The 19993-nt window shown below is 74.2% G+C and carries 16 protein-coding genes and 5 pseudogenes; 9 read left to right on the top strand and 12 right to left on the bottom strand.

The window, feature by feature from the left end:
- The first annotated feature begins 42 nt into the window (after positions 1-42).
- The gene (locus tag ACZ3TI_RS31445; RefSeq protein ID WP_465732198.1) at positions 43-492 is read left to right on the top strand and encodes an Lrp/AsnC family transcriptional regulator; all 450 of its coding nucleotides are present in this window, start codon (positions 43-45) and stop codon (positions 490-492) included.
- On the opposite strand, the gene ftsH is transcribed toward ACZ3TI_RS31445, so the two are convergent.
- From ftsH to ACZ3TI_RS31415, 6 genes and pseudogenes are all read right to left on the bottom strand, one after another.
- Positions 489-2636 (bottom strand): ATP-dependent zinc metalloprotease FtsH, encoded by a 2148-nt coding sequence (ftsH, locus tag ACZ3TI_RS31440; RefSeq protein ID WP_465732196.1) that lies wholly within the window; start codon positions 2634-2636, stop codon positions 489-491. The two genes, ACZ3TI_RS31445 and ftsH, sit on opposite strands and share 4 nt — an antisense overlap.
- A 149-nt stretch (positions 2637-2785) precedes the next feature.
- Positions 2786-3457, bottom strand: coding sequence for a mycothiol-dependent nitroreductase Rv2466c family protein (locus ACZ3TI_RS31435; RefSeq protein ID WP_465732194.1), 672 nt, complete (start codon positions 3455-3457; stop codon positions 2786-2788).
- 86 nt (positions 3458-3543) lie between these two features.
- On the bottom strand, positions 3544-5121 hold the full coding sequence (locus ACZ3TI_RS31430; RefSeq protein ID WP_465732192.1) for an alpha/beta hydrolase: 1578 nt from the start codon (positions 5119-5121) through the stop codon (positions 3544-3546).
- 730 nt (positions 5122-5851) lie between these two features.
- Entirely contained in the window at positions 5852-6559 is a 708-nt protein-coding gene (locus ACZ3TI_RS31425) for a DUF6461 domain-containing protein (protein ID WP_465732190.1), read from the bottom strand.
- 215 nt (positions 6560-6774) lie between these two features.
- Positions 6775-8013 carry a glycosyltransferase gene (locus tag ACZ3TI_RS31420; RefSeq protein WP_465732188.1) on the bottom strand — a complete coding sequence of 413 codons (1239 nt, stop codon included), beginning with the start codon at positions 8011-8013 and terminating at the stop codon, positions 6775-6777.
- Positions 8014-8304: 291 nt separating this feature from the next.
- Positions 8305-8637: pseudogene (locus ACZ3TI_RS31415) on the bottom strand (nitrate reductase); the annotation flags it as partial.
- On the opposite strand from ACZ3TI_RS31415, the pseudogene ACZ3TI_RS31410 reads away from it, so the two are divergent.
- A pseudogene (locus ACZ3TI_RS31410) lies at positions 8625-8996 on the top strand (amidohydrolase family protein); the annotation flags it as partial. The pseudogenes ACZ3TI_RS31415 and ACZ3TI_RS31410 overlap by 13 nt on opposite strands.
- A gap of 328 nt (positions 8997-9324) precedes the next feature.
- The gene (locus tag ACZ3TI_RS31405) at positions 9325-10239 is read left to right on the top strand and encodes an immunity 49 family protein (RefSeq protein WP_465732186.1); all 915 of its coding nucleotides are present in this window, start codon (positions 9325-9327) and stop codon (positions 10237-10239) included.
- Between the two features lie 108 nt (positions 10240-10347).
- On the opposite strand, the pseudogene ACZ3TI_RS31400 reads toward ACZ3TI_RS31405, so the two are convergent.
- Positions 10348-11098, bottom strand: a pseudogene (locus tag ACZ3TI_RS31400) (amidohydrolase family protein); the annotation flags it as partial.
- Here ACZ3TI_RS31400 and ACZ3TI_RS31395 point away from each other — a divergent pair.
- Positions 11091-11345 (top strand): annotated as a pseudogene (locus ACZ3TI_RS31395) (ankyrin repeat domain-containing protein); the annotation flags it as partial. The pseudogenes ACZ3TI_RS31400 and ACZ3TI_RS31395 sit on opposite strands and share 8 nt — an antisense overlap.
- 43 nt (positions 11346-11388) lie before the next feature.
- On the opposite strand, the pseudogene ACZ3TI_RS31390 reads toward ACZ3TI_RS31395, so the two are convergent.
- Both ACZ3TI_RS31390 and ACZ3TI_RS31385 read right to left on the bottom strand, forming a co-directional pair.
- Positions 11389-11605 (bottom strand): annotated as a pseudogene (locus ACZ3TI_RS31390) (helix-turn-helix domain-containing protein); the annotation flags it as partial.
- A gap of 74 nt (positions 11606-11679) precedes the next feature.
- Complete coding sequence (locus tag ACZ3TI_RS31385; RefSeq protein ID WP_465732184.1) at positions 11680-12246, bottom strand: SRPBCC family protein; 567 nt, start codon at positions 12244-12246, stop codon at positions 11680-11682.
- A gap of 223 nt (positions 12247-12469) precedes the next feature.
- Between ACZ3TI_RS31385 and ACZ3TI_RS31380 the strand changes: the two genes are divergently transcribed.
- The gene (locus ACZ3TI_RS31380; protein WP_465732182.1) at positions 12470-13426 is read left to right on the top strand and encodes a LysR family transcriptional regulator; all 957 of its coding nucleotides are present in this window, start codon (positions 12470-12472) and stop codon (positions 13424-13426) included.
- Positions 13427-13504: 78 nt separating this feature from the next.
- Here ACZ3TI_RS31380 and ACZ3TI_RS31375 read toward each other — a convergent pair whose 3' ends face one another.
- Entirely contained in the window at positions 13505-14281 is a 777-nt protein-coding gene (locus ACZ3TI_RS31375) for a crotonase/enoyl-CoA hydratase family protein (RefSeq protein WP_465732180.1), read from the bottom strand.
- Positions 14282-14408: 127 nt separating this feature from the next.
- Between ACZ3TI_RS31375 and ACZ3TI_RS31370 the strand changes: the two genes are divergently transcribed.
- Positions 14409-15743 carry an aminotransferase-like domain-containing protein gene (locus tag ACZ3TI_RS31370; RefSeq protein ID WP_465732178.1) on the top strand — a complete coding sequence of 445 codons (1335 nt, stop codon included), beginning with the start codon at positions 14409-14411 and terminating at the stop codon, positions 15741-15743.
- 79 nt (positions 15744-15822) lie between these two features.
- Here the strand turns inward: ACZ3TI_RS31370 and ACZ3TI_RS31365 are convergent, their stop codons facing one another.
- Positions 15823-16833, bottom strand: coding sequence for a helix-turn-helix transcriptional regulator (locus ACZ3TI_RS31365; protein ID WP_465732176.1), 1011 nt, complete (start codon positions 16831-16833; stop codon positions 15823-15825).
- Between the two features lie 100 nt (positions 16834-16933).
- On the opposite strand from ACZ3TI_RS31365, the gene ACZ3TI_RS31360 reads away from it, so the two are divergent.
- Positions 16934-17488, top strand: coding sequence for a DinB family protein (locus ACZ3TI_RS31360; RefSeq protein ID WP_465732174.1), 555 nt, complete (start codon positions 16934-16936; stop codon positions 17486-17488).
- 59 nt (positions 17489-17547) lie between these two features.
- On the opposite strand, the gene ACZ3TI_RS31355 is transcribed toward ACZ3TI_RS31360, so the two are convergent.
- Positions 17548-17763, bottom strand: coding sequence for a heavy-metal-associated domain-containing protein (locus tag ACZ3TI_RS31355; RefSeq protein WP_465732172.1), 216 nt, complete (start codon positions 17761-17763; stop codon positions 17548-17550).
- Positions 17764-18053: 290 nt separating this feature from the next.
- Between ACZ3TI_RS31355 and ACZ3TI_RS31350 the strand changes: the two genes are divergently transcribed.
- The gene (locus ACZ3TI_RS31350; RefSeq protein WP_465732170.1) at positions 18054-18794 is read left to right on the top strand and encodes a DUF3152 domain-containing protein; all 741 of its coding nucleotides are present in this window, start codon (positions 18054-18056) and stop codon (positions 18792-18794) included.
- 196 nt (positions 18795-18990) lie between these two features.
- Entirely contained in the window at positions 18991-19902 is a 912-nt protein-coding gene (locus ACZ3TI_RS31345) for a glutaminase (protein WP_465732366.1), read from the top strand.
- Positions 19903-19993: the final 91 nt, after the last annotated feature.

Genomic DNA, 19993 nt, shown 5'->3' with positions numbered 1-19993 from the left:
TCCGACGACCTGGAGTATGCCAGAACGCGGTATGGTCCCACCATGGCCTCCGAGAACCTCGACGACACCGACCGCGCACTGCTCGTCCTGCTGCAGCAGGACGCCGGGCAGCCGTACGCGGCCCTCGGCAAGGCCGTGGGCCTCTCCACGGCGGCGGCACACGAGCGGGTGCGCAAGCTGCGCGAGCGCGGCGTGGTGCGCCGCACCACGGTGGAGGTCGACCCGAAGAGCCTCGGGCTCGGGGTGCTCTCCTTCGTGATGGTGGACTCCTCGGCCTGGATGGGGGATTCGGCGCGGGCCTTCGCCGCGATCCCCGAGATCGAGGAGGCGCACGTCATCGCGGGCAGCGCCTCGGTGCTGGTCAAGGTGCGGACGGCGACCACCGAGCAGCTCCAGGACGTGCTGCGCCGGCTCTACGCGATCGAGGGCGTGAGCGGCACGCAGGCGACGGTCGTGCTGGAGACCTTCTTCGAACGGCCACCCGCGCCTTAGGTGTTCGGCGGCCGGGGCTCGCCCAGCGGCGGTCGGGGCTTGTCCAGCGACAGCGGCGGTTCCTGGCGCTCCGGGCGCTCAGGGTGCTCCGCCGGTTCCTGGCGCTCCGAGTGCTCCGGAGGCTCCGGCGATGCCGGGTGGGTCAGGATGTCGAGCACGACTCGGCCGTCCACGGTCTCCTGGGCGACCAGCAGGCTCGCCAACTCGTCCAGGTGGTGCCGGTGTGCGGTCAGCAGGCCGACGGCCCGGCGCTCGGCCTGTCGCAGCAGGCCCGCGACCGCCTCGTCCACCGCGCGCTGGGTCTGCTCGGAGTACGGGCGGCGCAGCAGGTCCTCGGGGCTGTCGCCGAGGTAGTGCGGGCTGCCGCTGGAGTAGCCGACCGGGCCGAGCTCCGGGGAGAGGCCGAACTCGCGGACCATCCGGGTGGCGACCGAGGTGGCGTTGGCGAGGTCGTTGGCGGCGCCCGTGGAGCCCTCCCCGAAGACCACCAACTCGGCTGCCCGTCCGCCCAGTTGGACGGTGATCAGATCGGTGAGGTAGCCCTCGCTGTACAGGTGCCGCTCCGCCTCGGGCAGTTGCTCGGTGGCGCCGAGGGCGACGCCCGCCGGGAGGATGGTCACCTTGGCGACCGGGTCGGCGTGCTCGCACAGCGCGGCCATCAGCGCGTGCCCGGACTCGTGCACGGCGACGGCGTGCCGTTCATCGGGCAGCAGCGCGTTAGAGGACTCCCGGCGGCCGAGCAGCACGCGGTCCCGGGCGGCGTCCAGGTCGTCGGCGGTGAGGGTGGCCCGATCGGCGCGGACGGCGTTGATCGCTGCCTCGTTGACCAGGTTGGCGAGGTCGGCGCCGGAGAAGCCGGGGGTGCCGCGGGCGATCCGGTCCAGGTCGGCGTCCGGGGCGAGGGTCTTGCCCCGGGTGTGCACGGCGAGGATGGCCGCCCGTTCGGCCTGGTTGGGCAGCGGCACAGTGACCTGCCGGTCGAAGCGGCCCGGGCGCAGCAGCGCCGGGTCGAGGGCGTCGGGCCGGTTGGTGGCGGCGATGACGACGATGCCGGTGCTCTGGTCGAAGCCGTCCATCTCGGCGAGCAGCTGGTTCAGGGTCTGCTCGCGCTCGTCGTTGCCGCCGATCCGGGTGCCGCCCGCCCGGCGGCCGCCGACGGCGTCGATCTCGTCGATGAAGATGATCGACGGCGCGCGCTTGCGAGCCTCCTCGAAGAGGTCGCGGACCCGGGAGGCGCCGACGCCGACGAACATCTCGACGAAGCCGGAGCCGGTCACGGACAGGAACGGCACCTCGGCCTCCCCCGCGACGGCCCTGGCCAGCAGGGTCTTGCCGGTGCCCGGCGGCCCCACCATGATCACCCCGCGCGGCCCCTTGGCCCCGGCGGCGGCGTAGCGCTCCGGGCTGCGCAGGAAGTCGACCACCTCGCTGACCTCCTGTTTCACCCCCTCGTACCCGGCCACGTCGGCGAACCTGGTGGCGGGCCGCTCGGCCTCGATGATCTTCGCCCGGGAGCGGCCGATGGCGCTCAGTCCACCGCCCAGCGAGCGGGCGGCCATCCGGCCCGACCAGAGGAAGAGCCCGCCGAAGAGCAGCAGCGGCAGGAACAGCAGCAGCGTGGACCACAGCGAGCTGCCGCCGCTGGAGCGGGTGCCGTTGACGGTCACGTGCTGGTCGCTGAGCGCCCGGCTGAGCTGGGAGGTGTCCAGGGCGGTGGGGATCTGGCTGGTGAAGTGGGTGCCGTCCTTCAGCGTGCCGCTCACCCCGCCGGTGTCGCTGACGTCCACCATCTGCACCTGGCCGCTGTCGACCCGGTTCAGGAAGTCGGTGTAGCCGTAGCGAGTACCGGGCTTGCCGGGGTTGGAGAACAGCACCAGCAGGAGCAGCGTCACCAGGACGGCGACGGGCAGCAGCCAGCGGCGCCAGGTGGGCGGCGGGGGCTGGGCGCCCGGGCCCCCGGGGGCGGGGCGGCGGTTGGGGCCTTGCCCGGCGCCGAGGCGCTGACCGGGGCCGGAGGGCCGGCCGGGGCCCCAGCCCGAGCCTTTGCCGGGGCCCTTGCCGGGGTCCTGACCGGCGGGGCTTCTACCGGAGCCCGACGGGGTCGCAGGGTGAGGAGCAGCGCGCAGCCGGATTCGTACGATCATCCACGCTCACCGCCTCTCGGGGGCCACCGAGGCTCCGTCTCCATGGTCGGACGCTCGGCGCCCGGACGGGAGCCCGAAGGGAGACGGTGGTCACCCCGAGGCGGAGTCGGCGGCCCCGGTGGGGTCAGGAGAAGTGGCCCCCGGCGGAGTCAGGAGAAGTCGAGCGAGCCGGTCCGGGTCCGCTTGAGCTCGAAGAACTTCGGGTACCCGGACAGCAGCCGGACCCCCTCGAAGACCCGTACGGCGTCCTCCCCGCGCGGTATCGCGGTCAGCACCGGGCCGAAGAAGGCGACGCCGTCCACGTGGATGGTCGGCGTGCCGACCTCCTCGCCGACCGGGTCCATGCCCTCGTGGTGGCTCTTGCGCAATGCGATGTCGTACGTGGTGCTGTTCGCCGCCTCGGCCAGCTCCTCGGGCAGGCCTGCCGCGACCAGGGCCTCCCGGATGACGGCGTCGTCGGCGGGCCGGTCCTGGTCGTGGAAGCGGGTGCCGAGCTCGGTGTACAGGTCGCGCAGCACGTGCAGGCCGTACTTCTCGGCGGCCGCGATGCAGACCCGGACCGGGCCCCAGCCGGTGGTCATCAGGCGTTGGTAGCGCTCGGGCAGGTCGGTGCGGCCCTCGTTGAGGACGGACAGGCTCATCACCCGGAAGGTGAGGTCGAGCTCGCGCTGGCGGTCGACCTCCAGGATCCACCGGGAGGTGATCCAGGCGAACGGGCAGACGGGGTCGAAGTAGAAGTCGACCTTGGTGCTCTTCGCCGTCTCGGCGGTCTCGGTGCTCGTCGCCGCGTGCGACGCGGTGTTCGTCTCGGTGTTCGTCACGTCGAAGAGCCTAGCGACGAAGTGGACCGCTCCACAGAGCCAATCCGCACCAGTTCTGCTGGGCCACTTGCGGGTGCGTGCACCCCTCAGCTGCAGGTCGTCCCGTCCGCCGGCACCGTGCCGTCCAGCAGGTAGGCGTCCACGGTCCGCTTCAGGCAGGGGTTGCCGGTGTTGTAGCCGCCGTGCCCCTCGCCCTGCAGCGTGACGGTGACGCCGACGCCCGCGCCGAGCTGCTGCGCCATCGTGTGGGCGCCCTCGACCGGGGTGGCCGGGTCGCCGGTGGTGCCGACCACCAGGATCGGGGCGGCACCGGGAGCGGCGACCTCCGGGTGGTCGCCCTTGCCCGGGACGGGCCAGCCGGTGCAGCCGGTCAGGCCCCACGCGGTGAAGGCGCCGAACACCGGGGACGCGGTGCGGAACTGCGGCAGCTGCTGCTGGACGTCCTGGTCGGAGTAGCGCTGCCGCGCGTCCACGCAGCTGATCGCCCGGTTCGCGGCGTTCAGGTTGCTGTAGTGCCCCTGCGCGTCGCGCCCGTTCAGCCCGTCGGCGAGCTGCAGCAGTGTGGTGCCCGTGCCCAGCTCCATCGCCTCGGTGAGCCCGGTGGCCAGCGCGGGCCAGGTCTCCTGGCTGTAGAGGGCTCCGGCGATGCCGGTGACGCCCAGCGTCTCGGTGAGCTGCCGCCCGTCCTTGGTGGGCAGCGGCGACTGCTCCAGCTTCTGCACCAGCGCGGCGACCTTCGCGGTGCCCTCCGCGCCGCCGGCGCCGGTCGGGCAGGAGCTGCCGGCCTGGGCGGCGCAGGCCTTCATGAAGTCGTCGAGGGCGAGTTGGAAGCCCTGGGCCTGGCCGAGCGCGGACTGCTGCGGGTCCTTGGTCGGGTCCACCACCGAGTCCAGCACCAGCCGGCCGACCCCCTGCGGGAACAGGTGCGCGTAGACGCCGCCGAGCTGGGTGCCGTAGCTGATGCCGAAGTAGGAGAGCTTCTGGTCGCCCAGCACCTGGCGCATCAGGTCCATGTCCCGGGCAGCGCTCTCGGTGTCCACGTACGGCAGCACCGCACCCGAGTTGTGCTCGCAGGCGGCGACGAACCCGGCGGTACTGTCGTCCAGGGCCTTCACCGCGGCCGGGTTCTCGGGGGTGCTGTCGACGGCCGCGGAGGCGTCCATCGCCTGGTCGTCCAGGCAGATCACCCCGGCGCTGGCGCCGACCCCGCGCGGGTCGAAACTCACCAGGTCGTAGCGGGTGTTGAGGGAGGCGTAGGTCGGTGCGAGGGCGGGCAGCGCGGCCACGCCGGAAGCGCCGGGGCCGCCGAAGTTGAAGATCAGCGAGCCGATCCGGTGCTGCTCGTCCTTGGCCCTGCTGCGGATCAGCGCGAGGTCGATCGTCGCACCGTCCGGCTTGCCGTGGTCCAGCGGCGCCTTGAGGGTGGCGCACTGCCAGTCCGCGGCGGGTGCGGTGCCGCCGCCCTGGACGGTACTCGGGGCGGCGCAGGCGTGCCAGTCCGGCTTCTGGGCGGCGAGCCCGGTGACGGCCGCGGAGGCGCCGGTGGCCGGTGAGGTGGGCGCGGGCTCGGCGGCGGACGGGCTGCCGCCCTGGCAGCCGGTGGCGGCGGTGAGCAGCAACGCGGTCAGGCCGAGCGCTCCGGCGCCGCGGACGACGGTGTGCATGGGGCGGATCCACCTCTCGGGTCGGCTGGTCACCCCGGCGCACAGCGGGACGGCGTACGCCCGGCGCGCAGCCCGGTCGACGCACCACAGACCCTAGGCGCCGACACCCCGCACTGCCTGCCGGAACCCCCGGACGGGGGGCGCGCGCCGCCCACCCTCCCACCGGCCACCCGAGTGAGGGTTCAACCACCCCGCCCGGTGACACCCTTATCGCCGCCGGCCCACGGCACAGGAACGACGGGCACCGGGACTGCGGTACGGAGGGCGAGTCGAGCAGCGACACCAGCGGAGCCGGAGACGAGCCCGGCGCCGGCCCCCGTGACAGCTCCGGCGCTGGTTTGCGGGCTGACGACTGGGCCGTGATCGACGCCGTCCACCGGCACCTCTCCGACCACCGGGCGCTCATCGGGCAGCCGTTGCTGCCGCTCCAGGTGGTCAAGATCCAGGCAGCTCAGAACCGGCGGCGGTCGGCACCCTGCCGATCGCCAGGATGCCGACCCGCCGATCGGCAGGGGCCTCAGCGAGATTCCCGCCCGGGAACCTGCCGATCGGCACATGTGCGGGGGCGGATGTCCCGCAAGGATGACGGTCATCAGGGCCCTGCCGGTGGGGCTCGGGAGGGAGCCCCGTCATGGCCGTGATGTCCGTCGTGTTCTCGGTGTTCGCGACGCTTGCCGTCTCCGCGGCCGTCACCGTCGTCACCACCGCCGCCGTGGCGGCCGCCCGTGCCTCACCGCGGTGCCATCCCCGGTGTGCCGCGGACGGCGTACGCCCGCAGGCGCAGACCGTCGACGGCGGCTCGGGGCAGGCTCAGCCCGAAGCGGCGCTCGACGGCGCGGAGGGTGCGGCGGTGGGCGGCCTCGCCGTCGGCCGCGGTGGTGCTGGGGGTGATGCCGTCCGCCTCCAGGACGTCGGCGGCGACCAGGTCCGGCACCAGCAGGTCGGGCTCCTGGCCCCAGCGCCAGCGTTCCTCGCCGAGGCCGAAGCCGCACAGCACCGCGCCGTCGTAGGCGTAGTCGAGCAGGGCCGGCGGCTGCTCGGGCATCGGGCGGAAGTGGACCACCTCGACACCGTCGCGCGCTATCTCGGTGAGCAGCTCGCCGCCGGTGGAGTCGCCGTACTCGATCGCGTACGACCAGCCGCCGCACTCGCCGACCCGGATCACGCCGTCACCGTCGTCGCCCGGGCGGTAGACCTCGATGTCCAGGTCCCGGATCTCGGTGCCGCTGATCGGTTCCGTCCCGGCGGTCGGGTCGGCGCCCATCCGGCGGGCGAGTTCCTCGGGCGGGATCCCCCGGGCGAAGACCACGCCGCCGACCTCACCGTCCGCGTCGGAGCGGCCCTTTCCCGGAAGGCCGGTGCCCGGTCGGCCGACCTCCGCGAGCCACTGGATGCCGTCGCCGTCCCGTGCGGCTCCCTCGCGCGCACCGTCGGTCATGCCGCCCTCCCCCCGCGCCGGTCTGCGGTGACCGGGCGCGCCGGTGGGCACCCTAACCGACACCGCCGACACCCGGAGCCCAGTCACCGGAACGCTGCCGGACCACGACCCGGCGCAGGCTGACACACCCCTCCTCCCACCGAACGGAGAGTGATCCGGAAGCGGAACTCACCCAACCCGCAAGGGCGTTCCTCCGACACCGGCGCCGCCCGGGCTCAGACGGACCCGCGCTGCCCTTCCCCACCGATGGCGATGTCGAGCAGCAGCTTCGCAGCCACCGTCGCTCCGTCGGTGCGGATGGTGCCGGCCACGGCCCGCGCGCGGGTGCCGGTCTCGGGCGCCAGGGCCGTGGCGAGCGCGGCGGACAGGGAGCCGACGGTCGGCGCGGGGTCGAGGTGGGCTGCGCCGATGCCCAACTCGGCAACGCGGGCGGCCCAGTAAGGCTGGTCCGCGATGCGGGGGACGACCACCTGGGGTGCTCCGGCCAGGGCCGCCGTCGTCGTGGTGCCCGCCCCGCCGTGGTGGACGACGGCGGACACCCGACGGAACAGCGCCTGCTGGTTGACCTCGCCGATGACCAGGCAGTCGTCCCGGTCGTCCACCGCGGCCAGGCCGGCCCAGCCGCGCGCGAGGATGACCCGGCGGCCGAGTGCACGGCCCGCTTCGGTCGCGATCCGGGCGATGCCCTCCGGGGCGTGCGCGGCCATGCTGCCGAAGCCCACGTACACGGGCGGCTCGCCGGCGTCCAGGAACGCCTCAAGGTCGGCGGGCAGCGGGCGGTCGTCGGGCAGGATCCACGCCCCGGTCTGCACCGGGTCGAGCTCCGTCATGCCCTGCGACGGGCAGAGCGTCGGGTCCGCCGCCAGCCACGGCCGACCGGCGAAAACGTGGTCGCGGACGTTCTCCACCGGTGGCAGTCCGATCGCCGCCCGGTGGCGGTTGAGCGCCTCGCCGTACAGCCCGTTCACCCGCTGGGCGTCCTGCTGCCACAGCACCCGGTGGTCGGTCTCGTCCGTCGGCGACGGCGTGCCCGGCCGCGACCCGGGCCGGAAGTGCCGCGACGGCAACCCGAAGATGTGGAAGCACGCGAACACGTAGCTGAGGCCGAGGTGCTCGGCCACGTCCCGCGCGCCGGCCGGCATCAGGCCGGTCGCCAGCAGCACGTCGCAGCCCTCGGCCGCCGCGGTGAGCGCGTCGAAGCGCGCGGCGACCAGCTCGGGGGCGAGCCGGAACGCGTCCTGCGCCGTCGGCGGCTTCGGGCCGGCGACCACCGAGTGCACCGTCGGGCCGAGCGGCACCAGCGGCACGCCGACCCGTGCCAACAGTTCCACGAACTCCTCGTCCGGCGGCGCGCACACCCGCGCCTCCGCACCGAGCCCCTGCAGTGCCGCCGCCAGTCCCGCCAGCGGTTCCACATCTCCGCGCGATCCCCATGTCGTCAACAGCACGCGCATTTCACGACTCCCGTTTCCGCAGGTCAAGGCCTTCAGGCCGTCGATTCTGCGGCACGACCGGGGCCTTGCCGCAAGCCCCCGGGTGCGCTATAGCTTGGTAGTGGCAGGGAGTTCCGATCTCCTTGCCGTTTCCTTTTCCGGCCGCCCCCGTCCCCACCGGCCGGCCCCGCCCCCACCGGCCGTCCATCGCCCCCCGGCAATCCGGAACCACCGGCCGCCCGCCGCCTGCACCGGCCCGAGCGAGCCACGACGGGCAGTGACGGGCGGCGACGGGCCGGCCCCCGGCTCGGGTCACACGCGGCGGCGCGTCAGCAGGGCGTACGCGGCCGCCGCCACGGCCATGCCGACCGGCAGGGCCAGGTCGACGCCGACCAGGGCAGCCACCGGGCCGGTGTAGAGGGTGTCGACGCAGAGGGCCGCGCTCACCACCCCGCCGACGAGGGCGACGGCACCGGCGGGGTTGAAGCCCGCGCGGTACCAGTAGGGGCTGCCGGTGGTCTCGTCGCCCAGCGTGCGGCCGTCGTAGCGGTTGCGGCGCAGCAGGATGTCGGTGGCGTAGATCGCGGTGCTGGGGCCAAGCAGGACGACGGTCAGCTGGAGGACGTTGCTGACGGTGTCGAGGAAGCCTGTGGGACGCGGGTGCCACCGTCGTCCTCGGCTCGGACTGGCCGATCGCCCCCTACCCGCCGCTCGGCGTCATGGCGGGCGCCCGTCACCGCCGCCCCCGCCGCGACCTCGCGCAGCCCCCGCACAATCCCGGCCAGGCACTCACCGCCCTGGAGGCGCTACGGGCGATGACCGTCAACGCCGCCCACGCGGCCGGCGAGGAGCAGCTGGCCGCCCGGATCACGATCGGCCACCGCGCCGACCTCACCGTACTTGCCGCCGACCCGCTCACCACCCCGGCCACCGAGCTGGCGGACCTCCCCGTCCTGCTCACCGTGCTGGACGGGCAGCCCACCCACCGGGCGGAATCGCTCTGACCGACGGCGCTCCGCGCGGCACCTGGACACCGGACGGCCCCCGCCCCGTACCCCCGTACGGGGCGGGGGCCGTCCGGGTTCCGACGTCAGGCGTCTGACGCCCCGACATCGCACCGCTGTCCGACAACCGTTATTCGCCCTTCGCTGTCCGCCATCTGCTGCCTCCTGTCCACGCCACGGCCACGGGCCCGAACAGCCCCACCTGTGGCCCTGAGCACCGGGGACCCGGTTAGCACTATCAGTGTCAGTGGTCGCTGCTAGCGTCCCTCTCCGTCAGCACAGGAACGCGGGACGGGTGCCCGCGCCACCGACGGGGAGGCATTGGCAAGTGGTGGAAGTGACGTGCCACACCGTGGTCCACCAGCGGATCCGGGACGCGTTGGGGGACGTACGCGGCCGGGTCCTCGGCCACTGGTACGACATCGAGGACGAACTGACCATCAAGTCCGTCCGCGCGATGGGCGAGGACCTGCTCGACCACCTCGGCGCCCTCACCCTGGAGGACCCCACGCTCGGCGGCGCCGACGCCCGCGCGGCCCTGCGGACGGCCGCCGAATGCGCGGTCGGCGTGCTCCAGCTCGGCTGCTTCCCCCGGGGCGACTTCGACGTCCCCTTGCCGTACATCGGCGAGACGCTGGACAGCGAGTCCATCCGCTTCGGCGCCACCATCGACTTCGCGCCCACCGCGGAGACCTGGGTGGAGGCCTTCGCGATGTGCGTGATCAGCGGCCTGATCGGGGACCGCGAGCGGATGCTCGGCCCGCTGCTCGCCGATGACTACGCGCCCGCGGTCCGCAACGGTCTGCCCCACTCGGACCTCACCTCCGTCTCCGACCCGGCCGCCCTCGCCGAGATGGCGGCGCTCGGCGCCTACCTCTACGTCGTGCCGACGGAGCGGTCGCCCTGGATCGCCCCCGGGCCCGTCCCGCTGCGCAAACCGACGGCCGAGGAGCGCGCGGCCACCGCCGAGGCGCTGGACACCGCGGCCGAGGCGAGGCCGGACGGGCTGAGCCCGGACCAGCAGCTACTGCGGGTCCTTCTGGAGGACGACCAAGCCGCCTTCGAGGAGGCCCTCGCCGCCCGCCTCGCCCGACACCGCAACAGCACACCCGCGACGGCCTGGCCCCGCACCCTGCTCCCGGTCGTCCCGATCGCGCTCGCCGCACTCGCCGTCCAGGCGCACGGCTGGAAGCTGGGCATATCCTCCGGCTACCTCCCGGCGGTGCTCGTCAACGACGGCTGATCCACGCGGCCTCCGCGGGGCCTCCACGGGGGCTGATCCACACCGTCTCGTCAACGAGGGCTGACGCGGGCCGGGTTGTCGGCCTGCGTCGGACCGCGTCGGACCCGGTCAGCCCGTGAGCCGGCCGTCGCGGGCGACCACCCGGCCGGCTCGGACCACCAGTTCGCGCTGCGGCAGGTCGATCACCGCCTGCGGCAGGCACTCGCCCGCCACCAGCATGAAGTCGGCCGGCGAGCCGGGGAGGGGCGACCGGCGGCAGGCCGAGCAGTTCGGCTCCGCCGTCAGCCGCCAGGGCGCAGCAGTCGGCGAGCTGCTCGTCGGTGCGGGCGTCGGTGGTCCAGCCGAGCAGATGGGCGCGGTGCAGCATGTCGGCGTTGCCGTACGGGCTCCAGGAGTCCCGCACGCCGTCCGAGCCGAGGCCGCGCTCACCCCGGTCGTGCAGGTGGATGTCGAGCGGCAGCCCGTGCTGCTGGGCCAGCCCGAACAGGACGTCCAGCTGCGCGGGCCCCTCGACGTCCGCGCCCCCATCCGTGACCCCGCCGTCGGCGCCGGCATCGAAGCCCGCCGGGTCGATCCCGCCGATGGCGTCGATCAGTCCGCTCGCCGCCGCCTCCGCGAGCAGCGCGTCCGTGCCGGGCATCCGCCGGACGCCGTGCTGCGGGAAGGCCACCAGCTGGACGTCCAGCACCCCGTCACGTCGCTCCCGCACCTCGGCGAGCCCGGTCACCCCGGCCAGCCCGTACGCGGGCGCCACGTCCACATGGGCACGCACCGCCCGGGTGCCGCGCGTCACGGCGTGGGCCAGCAGCCGGTGGGCCCGCTCGGTGAGCGGGGTGCGCTGGTGCTGATAGACCGCGATCGACGTCGACCACGTCAACGACCTCGGCTGGACCGCGCTCCTGGAAGCCATCCCGCTCGGCGACGGCGGCCCCGCTCACCGTGAGATCGGCGCCGTCCTCCTCGCCCACGGCGCCGACCCGCTGCTCCCCGACGCCGACGGCACCACCGCCCGCGCCCACGCCGAATGCCGCGGCTTCCACGCCATCGCCGCGGCTCTCCGCGACGCCGAGGAGGGCCTCCCCCACGCCCCCCCGACCGACACCTGAGGAGACCTGCCGCCTTCCCCCGAACATGAGCCCCGTCAGGACCCAGGTAGGTCAGCACCGCCAGCACCCGCCGGTGGTCGTCCGGCGCGCCCGGCGCCTGGGGCAGGTCGAGCTTGGTGAAGATGCCGGCGATCCGCGTGGACACCGTGGCCTCGGTGACCACCAGCCGCCGCGCGATGGCGGCGTTGGAGCGCCCCCTCCGCGATCAGGGCCAGCACCTCCCGCTCCTTGGGGCTCAGCCGCTGCAGCGGGTCGTGACGGCCTGCCTGGCGATCGCCAACACCCTGCTGATGGCGACCGCCGAACAGGCCGCGGACTTCGCGGTGCTGCGGACCTACTCCCCCTGCTCGGCCAGCGACTTGATGCCTTCGAGGGTGGCCGTCATGCCCTTGCGCAGCTCGCCCAGGCGGAAGTCGACGATCTTCTCCTCGGCCTCGGGCCTGGCGTCGATGAAGGCGCTGACGCCGCTGCGGCCCGGGCCGATCACCACCGACTGGCGCAGCCGGGTGCCGTTCTCCTCGGGGGTCAGGTCGAAGCGCCAGCGCGCCAGCGAGCCGGCCACCTCGGACACGGGATCGCCGTAGCGGCCGTCCGCGTCCATGACGGCCCAGGCGAACGTGCGGGAGCTTGCCGGGTCGGCGGGCTCGCCGGGGCCGGTCAGCTCCACGACCTCGGAGACCGTCCGCCAATCGGGCATGTCGGCGCGGTGGTTGTGGCCCTCGAAGCGGGCACCCAGGGCCGGTCCGTCCGCACCGGCCGCGCCGTCCAGCCAGGCGACGCGCTGGAGTTCCGGGCTGAGCCGGGTGGGCAGCTGGATGTCCGTCACCAGCTCCCACACCCGCTCCACCGGTGCCTGGACGAAGATCTCGCAGACCGTACCCGGACCGTCGGCGTACCGCATTTCCGTTCCCCCTGCTCCTGCGCCGCACATGTGCGAATCGAATCGATGCGGGTCGACACCCGCCCGTGCCCCGCCTCGACGTCCGGAACGCCGCGAGACAGCGGGCGGGTTGCCGCCCTGGGCCCGGAATCGATGATCGAGCCCGGCGAACCCCCAAGTCAATCCACCGGTTTGCTGGGATACCTCCAAGCGATACCTTGGGTGTCCGCTACCTTGGGTGTCCGTGACCATCGACGATCTCCGCGTCTTCGCCGCGGTCTGCCGGGCCGGCTCGCTCAGCGCGGTCGCCCGTGACCTGCACTGCACCCAGTCCGCGGTCAGCCAGCACGTGAAGCGGCTCGAGCGGGAGCTCGGTCTGCCGCTGATCGAGCGGCACCCGCGCGGGGTCGTGCCCACCAAGGCGGGGCGGCTGCTGCAGGCCGGCGTGGCCAGTGGGCTCGGCAGCATCGACCACGCGCTGCACCGGATCGCCGAACTCGCCCGCGGCGAGGGCGGATCCGTCCGGATCACCACCGGCGCCACCAGTATCCGGCACTTCATGTCCGCGGCCGTGGTGGCCTTCCGGCGGCGCTTCCCGCAGGTCAGCCTGGAGTTCCAGACCGAGGTCTCCAGCCGCCTCTGCCTCGAGGCGCTCACCGCCGGTCGGGTCGACCTCGCCTGGATCACCCTGGGCACCCCGGTCCGCGGCATCGACCAGCGGCCGGCGGTCGAGCTGCCGTGGGTGCTGGCCGTCGCGGCGGGCGACCCGCTCGCCGCCAGGGCCCGCATCGAACCCGCCGACCTCCAGGACGCCCGACTCATCGGGCTGCCGCAGAACTCCGTCGCCCGCTCCCAACTCGACGCCTGGCTGGGCAAGTCGGGCATCAGGCCGGTCTTCGACACCAGCGTCGCGGACTGGGACACCGCGATCCTGCTCGCCGAACTCGGCCTCGGCCACGCCGTCGTCCCCGCCCTCCCCCAGTGGCAGGGCCCCGGCCACCCCTGCCTGCGGCTGCTCCCGCTCCCCGACCTGCCCGCCCTGACCGCCGGCTGGGCCATCCGCGACTGGGACAACCTCTGCCCGCTCGCCCGCGCCTTCGCCGACACCGTCGCCGCCCACTGCGCCGCCGAGGCCACTCTCCCGGCCCCGTCCCCCGGTCGCACCCGCGAGCCCGAGGGGCGGTCCGACGCACACAGGTGATGCTGCGGGACCGGCGGTGCGCCCGAACCACGGGGGTCGGCTCGGGTGACACCGCCGGTCCCGCCGACCGTCGCTCCCTCAGCGGGAGGCGGAGGTGCGGTCCAGGAAGCGCTGCACGCCCTCCCGTACGCCCACGGTCGGTACGGTCGCCGCGAAGGCCGCCGCCTCCACCGCGAGCCCCTCATCGATCGGGAGGTTGACGCCCCGGGTCACGGCCCGCAGGCAGGCGGCCACGGCGGTGGGTGCGTAGCGGGTGATCCGGTCGGCCAAGTCCCGGGCGGCGTCCAGCAGTTCACTCGCCGGGACGACCGAGTTGACCAGGCCGAGCTCGGCGGCGCGGGCGGCCGGGATCGGGTCGCCGGTCAGGATCATCTCCAGACCGCGCTTGCGGCCCACATGGCGCGGCAGCCGCTGCGAGCCACCGAAGGGCGGCGGGAAGCCGAGCGAGATCTCCGGCTTCGCGAACGTCGCGTGCTCGGCGGCGACGGCCAGCGGCGCGGCCTCGGTGACCTCGCAACCACCGCCGTACGCAAGGCCGTTGACCGCGACGATGATCGGCTTGGGGAACTCCTCGATCCGCCGGGTGAGGGTGTGGCCGCGCCGGACGAACTCGCGCAGCGCCTGCTCGGGGCCGCCGGCGAGACTGGCGGCCAGGGACGGGATGTCGGCGCCCGCGCTGAACGCCCGCTGCCCGGCGCCGGTGAGGATCACCGCACGGACGGTGTCGTCAGCGTCGATGCGGTCCAGCTCGGCGAGCAGTGCGTCGATCGTCGGGTAGTCGAGGGCGTTGAGCTTCTTCTCCCGGTCGATGGTGACGGTGACGACCTGCTCGTCCCGCTCGCTGCGGATGGTCATGGGCGTGTGCTCCGTTCCTGGCCTCGCCGCCGGACACTCCGAGACTAGGAACACCCGTCCAGGACAATCCAGTTATTGTCCTGGATACACTCCTGCGCACGCCACACCCAGGAACGGCAGGTGACCCGTGCGACCGCCCTCCTACAAGGCCATCGTCGACGAGTACGCGACCGCGATCCGCTCCGGCGCGCTCCCGGCGGGCACCCGGCTGCCGACCCACCGCGCCCTCGCCCGCGAGCGGCGGGTCGCCCTCGCCACCGCCACCCGGGTGTACGCCGAACTGGCGGCCGCCGGGCTGGTGGTGGGCGAACAGGGCCGGGGCACCTTCGTCCGGGTGCGCACCGGCTACGACGGTCTCGAACCCTCCCGCACGCTCCCGGTGCCCCGGGTGGCAGACCTCTCCTTCAACCAGCCGCTCTCCCCCGACCAGGGCGACCTGTTGCGGCAGGCCCTGCGCGCCCTCGCCTCCTCCGGTGACGCCGAGGCCCTGCTGCGCCAGCACCCGCCGGGCGGCCACCGGCACGACCGGGCCGCCGTTGCCACGTACCTCCTGGACCGCGGCGTCGACACCGCGCCCGAGAACGTGCTGCTGACCAACGGGGCGCAGCAGGCGCTGGACTGCGTCCTGCGCACCCTCACCCGGCCCGGGGACGTCCTCGCCGTGGACGCGCTCAGCTACCCCGGCGTCAAGCTGCTCGCCGCCGCGCACGGGCTCGACCTGGCGCCCGTCTCGGTCACCCCGGCGGGACCGGACCTCGACGCGCTGGACCGGCTCTGCCGCACGCGTCCGGTGCGCGCGGTGTACACCGTGCCGACCGTCCACAACCCGCTGGGCTGGGTGCTCGACCGGGCGCAGCGGAGCCGCGTGGCCGGGCTGGCCACGGAGCACGGCTGCACGCTGATCGAGGACGGCACGTACGCCTTCCTGGAGAGCGCGCCGCCCCCGCCGCTGCACGCCCTCGCGCCCGAGCACACCTGCTACGTCGCCGGGCTGTCCAAGAATGTGGCGCCCGGGCTGCGGTTCGGCTTCGCCGTCCTGCCCGGCCGCCTGCTGCGGGCCGCGACCACCCACCTGCGCACGGCGGCCTGGGGCGCGCCCGGTCTGATCACCGCCCTCGCCACCGGCTGGCTGGCGGACGGCACGGTCGCCCGCCTGGAGGGGGAGCGCCGCGCGGACGCCGCCGCCCGCCAGTCCATCGCCCGCACCGCGCTCGCCGGGCTGGCCACCACCGCCCACCCCACCTCGTACATCCTCTGGCTCGCCCTCGAACCCCACCAGCGCCCCGACTACGTGGCGGACGCGCTCGCCGCCGAGGGCATCCTGATCTCCACCGCCGACGCCTTCGCCACCACCCCCCACCACCCCAACGCCATCCGCCTCGCCCTCGCCACACCCCCGCTCGCCGACCTCCGGCCCGCCCTCACCCGCCTGCGGGCCACCCTCGACGCCATCGCCCCGTAGCCCGGAGCCGGCAGCCCACAGCGTCCCGCAGCCCCGAAGCCCCGAAGCCCCGGAGTAGGAAGTCGACCGGGCCGACTTCCTACTCCGTCCCCGCCTCCGCCTCTCCCGCCCCCTCCCCCGCCCCCTCCCCCGCTGCGGCCGCCCGCCCGAAGCGGGTGCTCCAGTCCGCCAGCAGCGTGCGCAGCCCGGGCGGGCCGACCACCTCGAACTCGGCGCCCAGCGACCCCAGGGCCATGGCGGGCCAGTCGAGGGAGTCGGCGGTCATGAGGAGCCGGCAGCGGCCGGGGGCGACGGGCTCGACCGTGCCCCAGCGGCCGACCCGGGCGTGGACGAAGTCGGCCGGCGCGTCGACCAGTGCCTCCACCCGGTGCGGGCGCGGCATCCCGTTGAGGCCCGCGCGGACGAACTCCGCCGCGTCGGCGGCCGGGAGGGTACGCGGGGCGAAGCGGGCGCCGCTGCCCTGCGGGGCGGTCAGCCGGTCGAGGCGGAAGCTGCGCCAGTCGGCGCGGTCGAGGTCGTAGGCGACGAGGTACCAGCGGCGGTGGAGGCAGACCAGCCGGTGCGGTTCGACGTGCCGTTCCGTACCGCGCCCGTCGGCGGCGGTGTACGCGAAGCGCAGCCGTTCGCCGTCGCGGCAGCCGAGGGCCACCACGGTGAGGATGTCCGGGTCGACGCCTGCGCCCGCCCGGCTGCCCCAGTCGACCGGGACGGTCACCGCCCGCAGCGCCTCCACCCGGCGGCGCAGCCGGGCCGGCATCACCTGGACCACCTTCGCCAGCACCCGTACCGAGGCCTCGGCGACGCCCTCCACCGGGCTCTCCGCGGCTGCCTGCAGGCCGACCGCGAGGGCCACCGCCTCCTCGTCGTCGATGACCAGCGGCGGCAGCGCCGCGCCCGCCGCCAGCTGGTACCCGCCGTCGACGCCGCGCTGCGCCTCGACGGGGTAGCCGAGTTCGCGCAGCCGGTCGATGTCGCGGCGCAGGGTGCGGACGGAGACGCCGAGCCGGTCGGCCAGTTCGTCACCGGGCCAGTACCGGTGGGTCTGGAGCAGGGAGAGCAGTCGCAGCGTCCGGGTGCTGGTGTTCGCCATGCCTCCGATTCTCCTCGGAATTCAGGACAGGAAGTGACCGCAATGGTCCGTAGTGTTGGTCTTGTCCGAGAGAGCAGGAACCGAACGGAAGGCCGGAGCCATGACCACGACCACCACCACGACCGACGCCGCCACCACCCCCGTCCCCACCGGCGAGCGCGCCGATCTCCTGGTGGCGCTGGCGAAGCAGCGGCACTTCCTGCGCTTCACCACCCGCGACCTCACCGACGAGCAGGCCGGCCTGCGGACCACCGCGAGCACGCTGTGCCTGGGCGGCCTGATCAAGCACGTGACCACGGTCGAGCGGCTCTGGGCGGAGTTCATCGTGGCCGGGCCGTCGGCGATGCCCGACTTCACCACCTGGACCGAGGAGGACTTCGCCCGCCGCGCGGACGAGTTCCGCATGCTGCCCGGGGAGACGCTGGCCGGCGTCCTGGCCGCGTACGAGGAGGTGGCGCGCCGGACGGACGAGCTGGTGGCCGCCCTGCCCGACCTGGATGCCACCCAGCCGCTGCCGAAGGCCCCGTGGTTCGAGGCGGACGCCGAGTGGTCGGCCCGCCGGGTGCTGCTGCACGTCGTCGCGGAGACCGCCCAGCACGCGGGCCACGCCGACATCATCCGGGAGTCCCTGGACGGCGCGAAGAGCATGGGCTGAGCCGTGTGACGACGGGCGGCGGGGCGCGACGGACCCCGCCGCCCGTCTCCGTCAGGCCCTCAGACCAGGCCGACGAACGTGAACCCGGCCCCGTCGACCACACCGCGCACCGCGTCCTCGTCCAGCGGCTGCGCGGAGGCCACGGTGACGCGCCCGCTCCGCGCGTCGGCGACGACGTCGGTGACGCCCGGCAGGGCGGAGAGGCCGGCGCTGACCGTCCTCTCGCAGTGCCCGCAGCTCATCCCGTCGACGGTGAAGACGGCGGTAGTGGACATGGCGGTGCCTCCAACAAGGTGCGCGGGGAACGGATCGACCGGCACCACCCCACCTGAATCCGGCGCCCGACCCCAGGGACACGCCGTACGGGTGACACCTTCGAGCGGTTCCGGGAACCGGACGCGCCCCGCATCCGACGGGCCCCCTGAACTGTGACCCCGCCCCCGCCCGTTCCTCCGGGTACGTCCCCGTCCATACCGCCCTGGAGCCGTGCCACCATGCCCACCCTGGCCCCGATACCCGCCCGACCGGACACCACCGCCCCCGGCCTCCCCACCGGGACCGCCCGTTGAGGGCGCTCACCCGTCTGCGCCCCGGAAACCTCCGCGCCGGAAGCCTTCTCCCCCGCAAGCCCTGGCACGGCGCGCTCGCCCTCGCCGTGGTCGCCGCCCTGACGGCCGGCCTGCTGTGGTGGCAGCCGTGGCGCGACGACGGCCCGGCCCCGCTCGCGTTCACCACCGCCCCCGGCGGCTCCGCCCGCTTCGGCACCGGCGAGCACCTGTACCGCTACAAGGTGCGGGTGGAGAACGGCATCGCCGAGAGCCCGGAGCAGTTCGCCGCCGAGGTGGACGCCGTCCTCGGCGACGTCCGGGGCGGCTGGGCCGCCGGCGGCACGGCCTCCTTCCAGCGCGTGCCCGCCGACCCGGTGGACTTCACCGTCTACCTGGCCACCCCGCAGTCCACCGACCGGATCTGCGGCCAGTACGGGCTGGACACCGGCGGCTGGGTCAACTGCGGCGTCACCCACCAGGTGGTGATCAACCTCAAGCGCTGGACCGAGCTGTCCGAGTTCTACCGGGGCGAGCCCGAGCTCTACCACGCGCTGGCGGTCAACCACGAGGTCGGCCACATCCTCGGCAACGGCCACGTCGACTGCCCCGCGCCGGGCGCCCCGGCGCCGGTGATGATGCAGCAGATCAAGGGCCTGCACGGCTGCGTGCCCAACGGCCGGCCCTACTCCGACACCGGCACCCTGCTCACCGGCCCGCCCGTCCCGGCCCCCACCGGCACTCCCGCCGACGCCCCCTGACCCGGCTGCGCCCACCCCCGTACCGAACCACCCGCCCGAAACACGCATAATCCTGGTCGGACCGGGACGCCGCTCGCGCCCGGTCCCGGTCGCGACTCGCGTCTCGCGTCTCGCGTCTCGCGTCCGGTGTCCGGTGTCCGTACTCGGTGTTGTCGGTGGAGGAAGAACGTTGAACGGTGTGCCCGGCGGGGAGAGCCTGGACTGGCCCGTGCTGCTGGCGGCCGCGGAGACGGCCGCCCGGGCGACCCGGGGCCAGGGCCGGGTCGCCGACTACATCCCGGCCCTCGCCAGTGCCGACCCGGAGGCCTTCGGCATGGCCGTCGCCACCATCGACGGCGAGCTGTACGGCGTCGGGGACTGGGAGCAGCCGTTCTCCGTCCAGAGCGTGTCCAAGCTGTTCTCCCTGGCGCTCGCGGTCGCCTACGGCGGTGACTCGCTCTGGCGGGGCGTCGGCCGCGAGCCGTCCGGCAACCCGTTCAACTCCCTGGTGCAGCTGGAGACCGAGCACGGCATCCCGCGCAACCCCTTCATCAACGCGGGCGCCCTGGTGGTCACCGACCGCCTGCAGACCATGACCGGCGACGCCTCCGGCGCGGTACGGGAGTTCCTGCGCCGCGAGTCCGGCAACCCGGAGCTCGACAGCGACCCGGTGGTCGCCGCCTCCGAGGCCGCGCACGGGCACCGCAACGCCGCGCTGGCCCACTTCATCGCCAGCCACGGCAACCTGGAGAACCCGGTCGAGACCGTCCTGGAGCACTACTACGCCCACTGCGCCCTCACCGCCAGCTGCCGCGACCTCGTCCTGGCCGGTTCCTTCCTCGCCCGCTACGGCGTGCGGGCCGACGGCACCCACCTGATGTCCCGCAGCGAGGCCAAGCGCATCAACGCCGTCCTGCTCACCTGCGGCACCTACGACGCCGCCGGCGAGTTCGCCTTCCGCGTCGGCCTCCCCGGCAAGAGCGGCGTCGGCGGCGGCATCCTCGCCATACTCCCCGGCCGCGCCGCCGTCTGCGCCTGGGGCCCGCGCCTCGACCAGGCCGGCAACTCCGTCGCCGCGGTCACCGCCCTGGACACCCTGACCACCCTCTCCGGCTGCTCGGTCTTCTAGCTTGATCTTTAACCTGTGCGGCGAGGTCGAGGGGTGCTGGACTTCTTTGTCTTCTTCTCCGGCGGCGGCTTCGTGGTGTCTGTTTTGCGGA

This window comes from Kitasatospora sp. NPDC023120 (assembly GCF_055560835.1).
The sequence above is the reverse complement of the archived record's forward strand: the minus strand, read 5'-3'. Positions and strand labels throughout refer to the sequence as shown.

Coding starts and splice junctions, on each gene's coding strand:
- ACZ3TI_RS31375 (WP_465732180.1), bottom strand. CDS start 14,281: ATGACCATCCGCAGCGAGCGGGACGAGCAGGTCGTCACCGTCACCATC.
- ftsH (WP_465732196.1), bottom strand. CDS start 2,636: ATGATCGTACGAATCCGGCTGCGCGCTGCTCCTCACCCTGCGACCCCG.
- ACZ3TI_RS31430 (WP_465732192.1), bottom strand. CDS start 5,121: ATGCACACCGTCGTCCGCGGCGCCGGAGCGCTCGGCCTGACCGCGTTG.
- ACZ3TI_RS31385 (WP_465732184.1), bottom strand. CDS start 12,246: ATGCGGTACGCCGACGGTCCGGGTACGGTCTGCGAGATCTTCGTCCAG.
- ACZ3TI_RS31425 (WP_465732190.1), bottom strand. CDS start 6,559: ATGACCGACGGTGCGCGCGAGGGAGCCGCACGGGACGGCGACGGCATC.
- ACZ3TI_RS31365 (WP_465732176.1), bottom strand. CDS start 16,833: ATGGCGAACACCAGCACCCGGACGCTGCGACTGCTCTCCCTGCTCCAG.
- ACZ3TI_RS31360 (WP_465732174.1), top strand. CDS start 16,934: ATGACCACGACCACCACCACGACCGACGCCGCCACCACCCCCGTCCCC.
- ACZ3TI_RS31420 (WP_465732188.1), bottom strand. CDS start 8,013: ATGCGCGTGCTGTTGACGACATGGGGATCGCGCGGAGATGTGGAACCG.
- ACZ3TI_RS31355 (WP_465732172.1), bottom strand. CDS start 17,763: ATGTCCACTACCGCCGTCTTCACCGTCGACGGGATGAGCTGCGGGCAC.
- ACZ3TI_RS31445 (WP_465732198.1), top strand. CDS start 43: ATGGCCTCCGAGAACCTCGACGACACCGACCGCGCACTGCTCGTCCTG.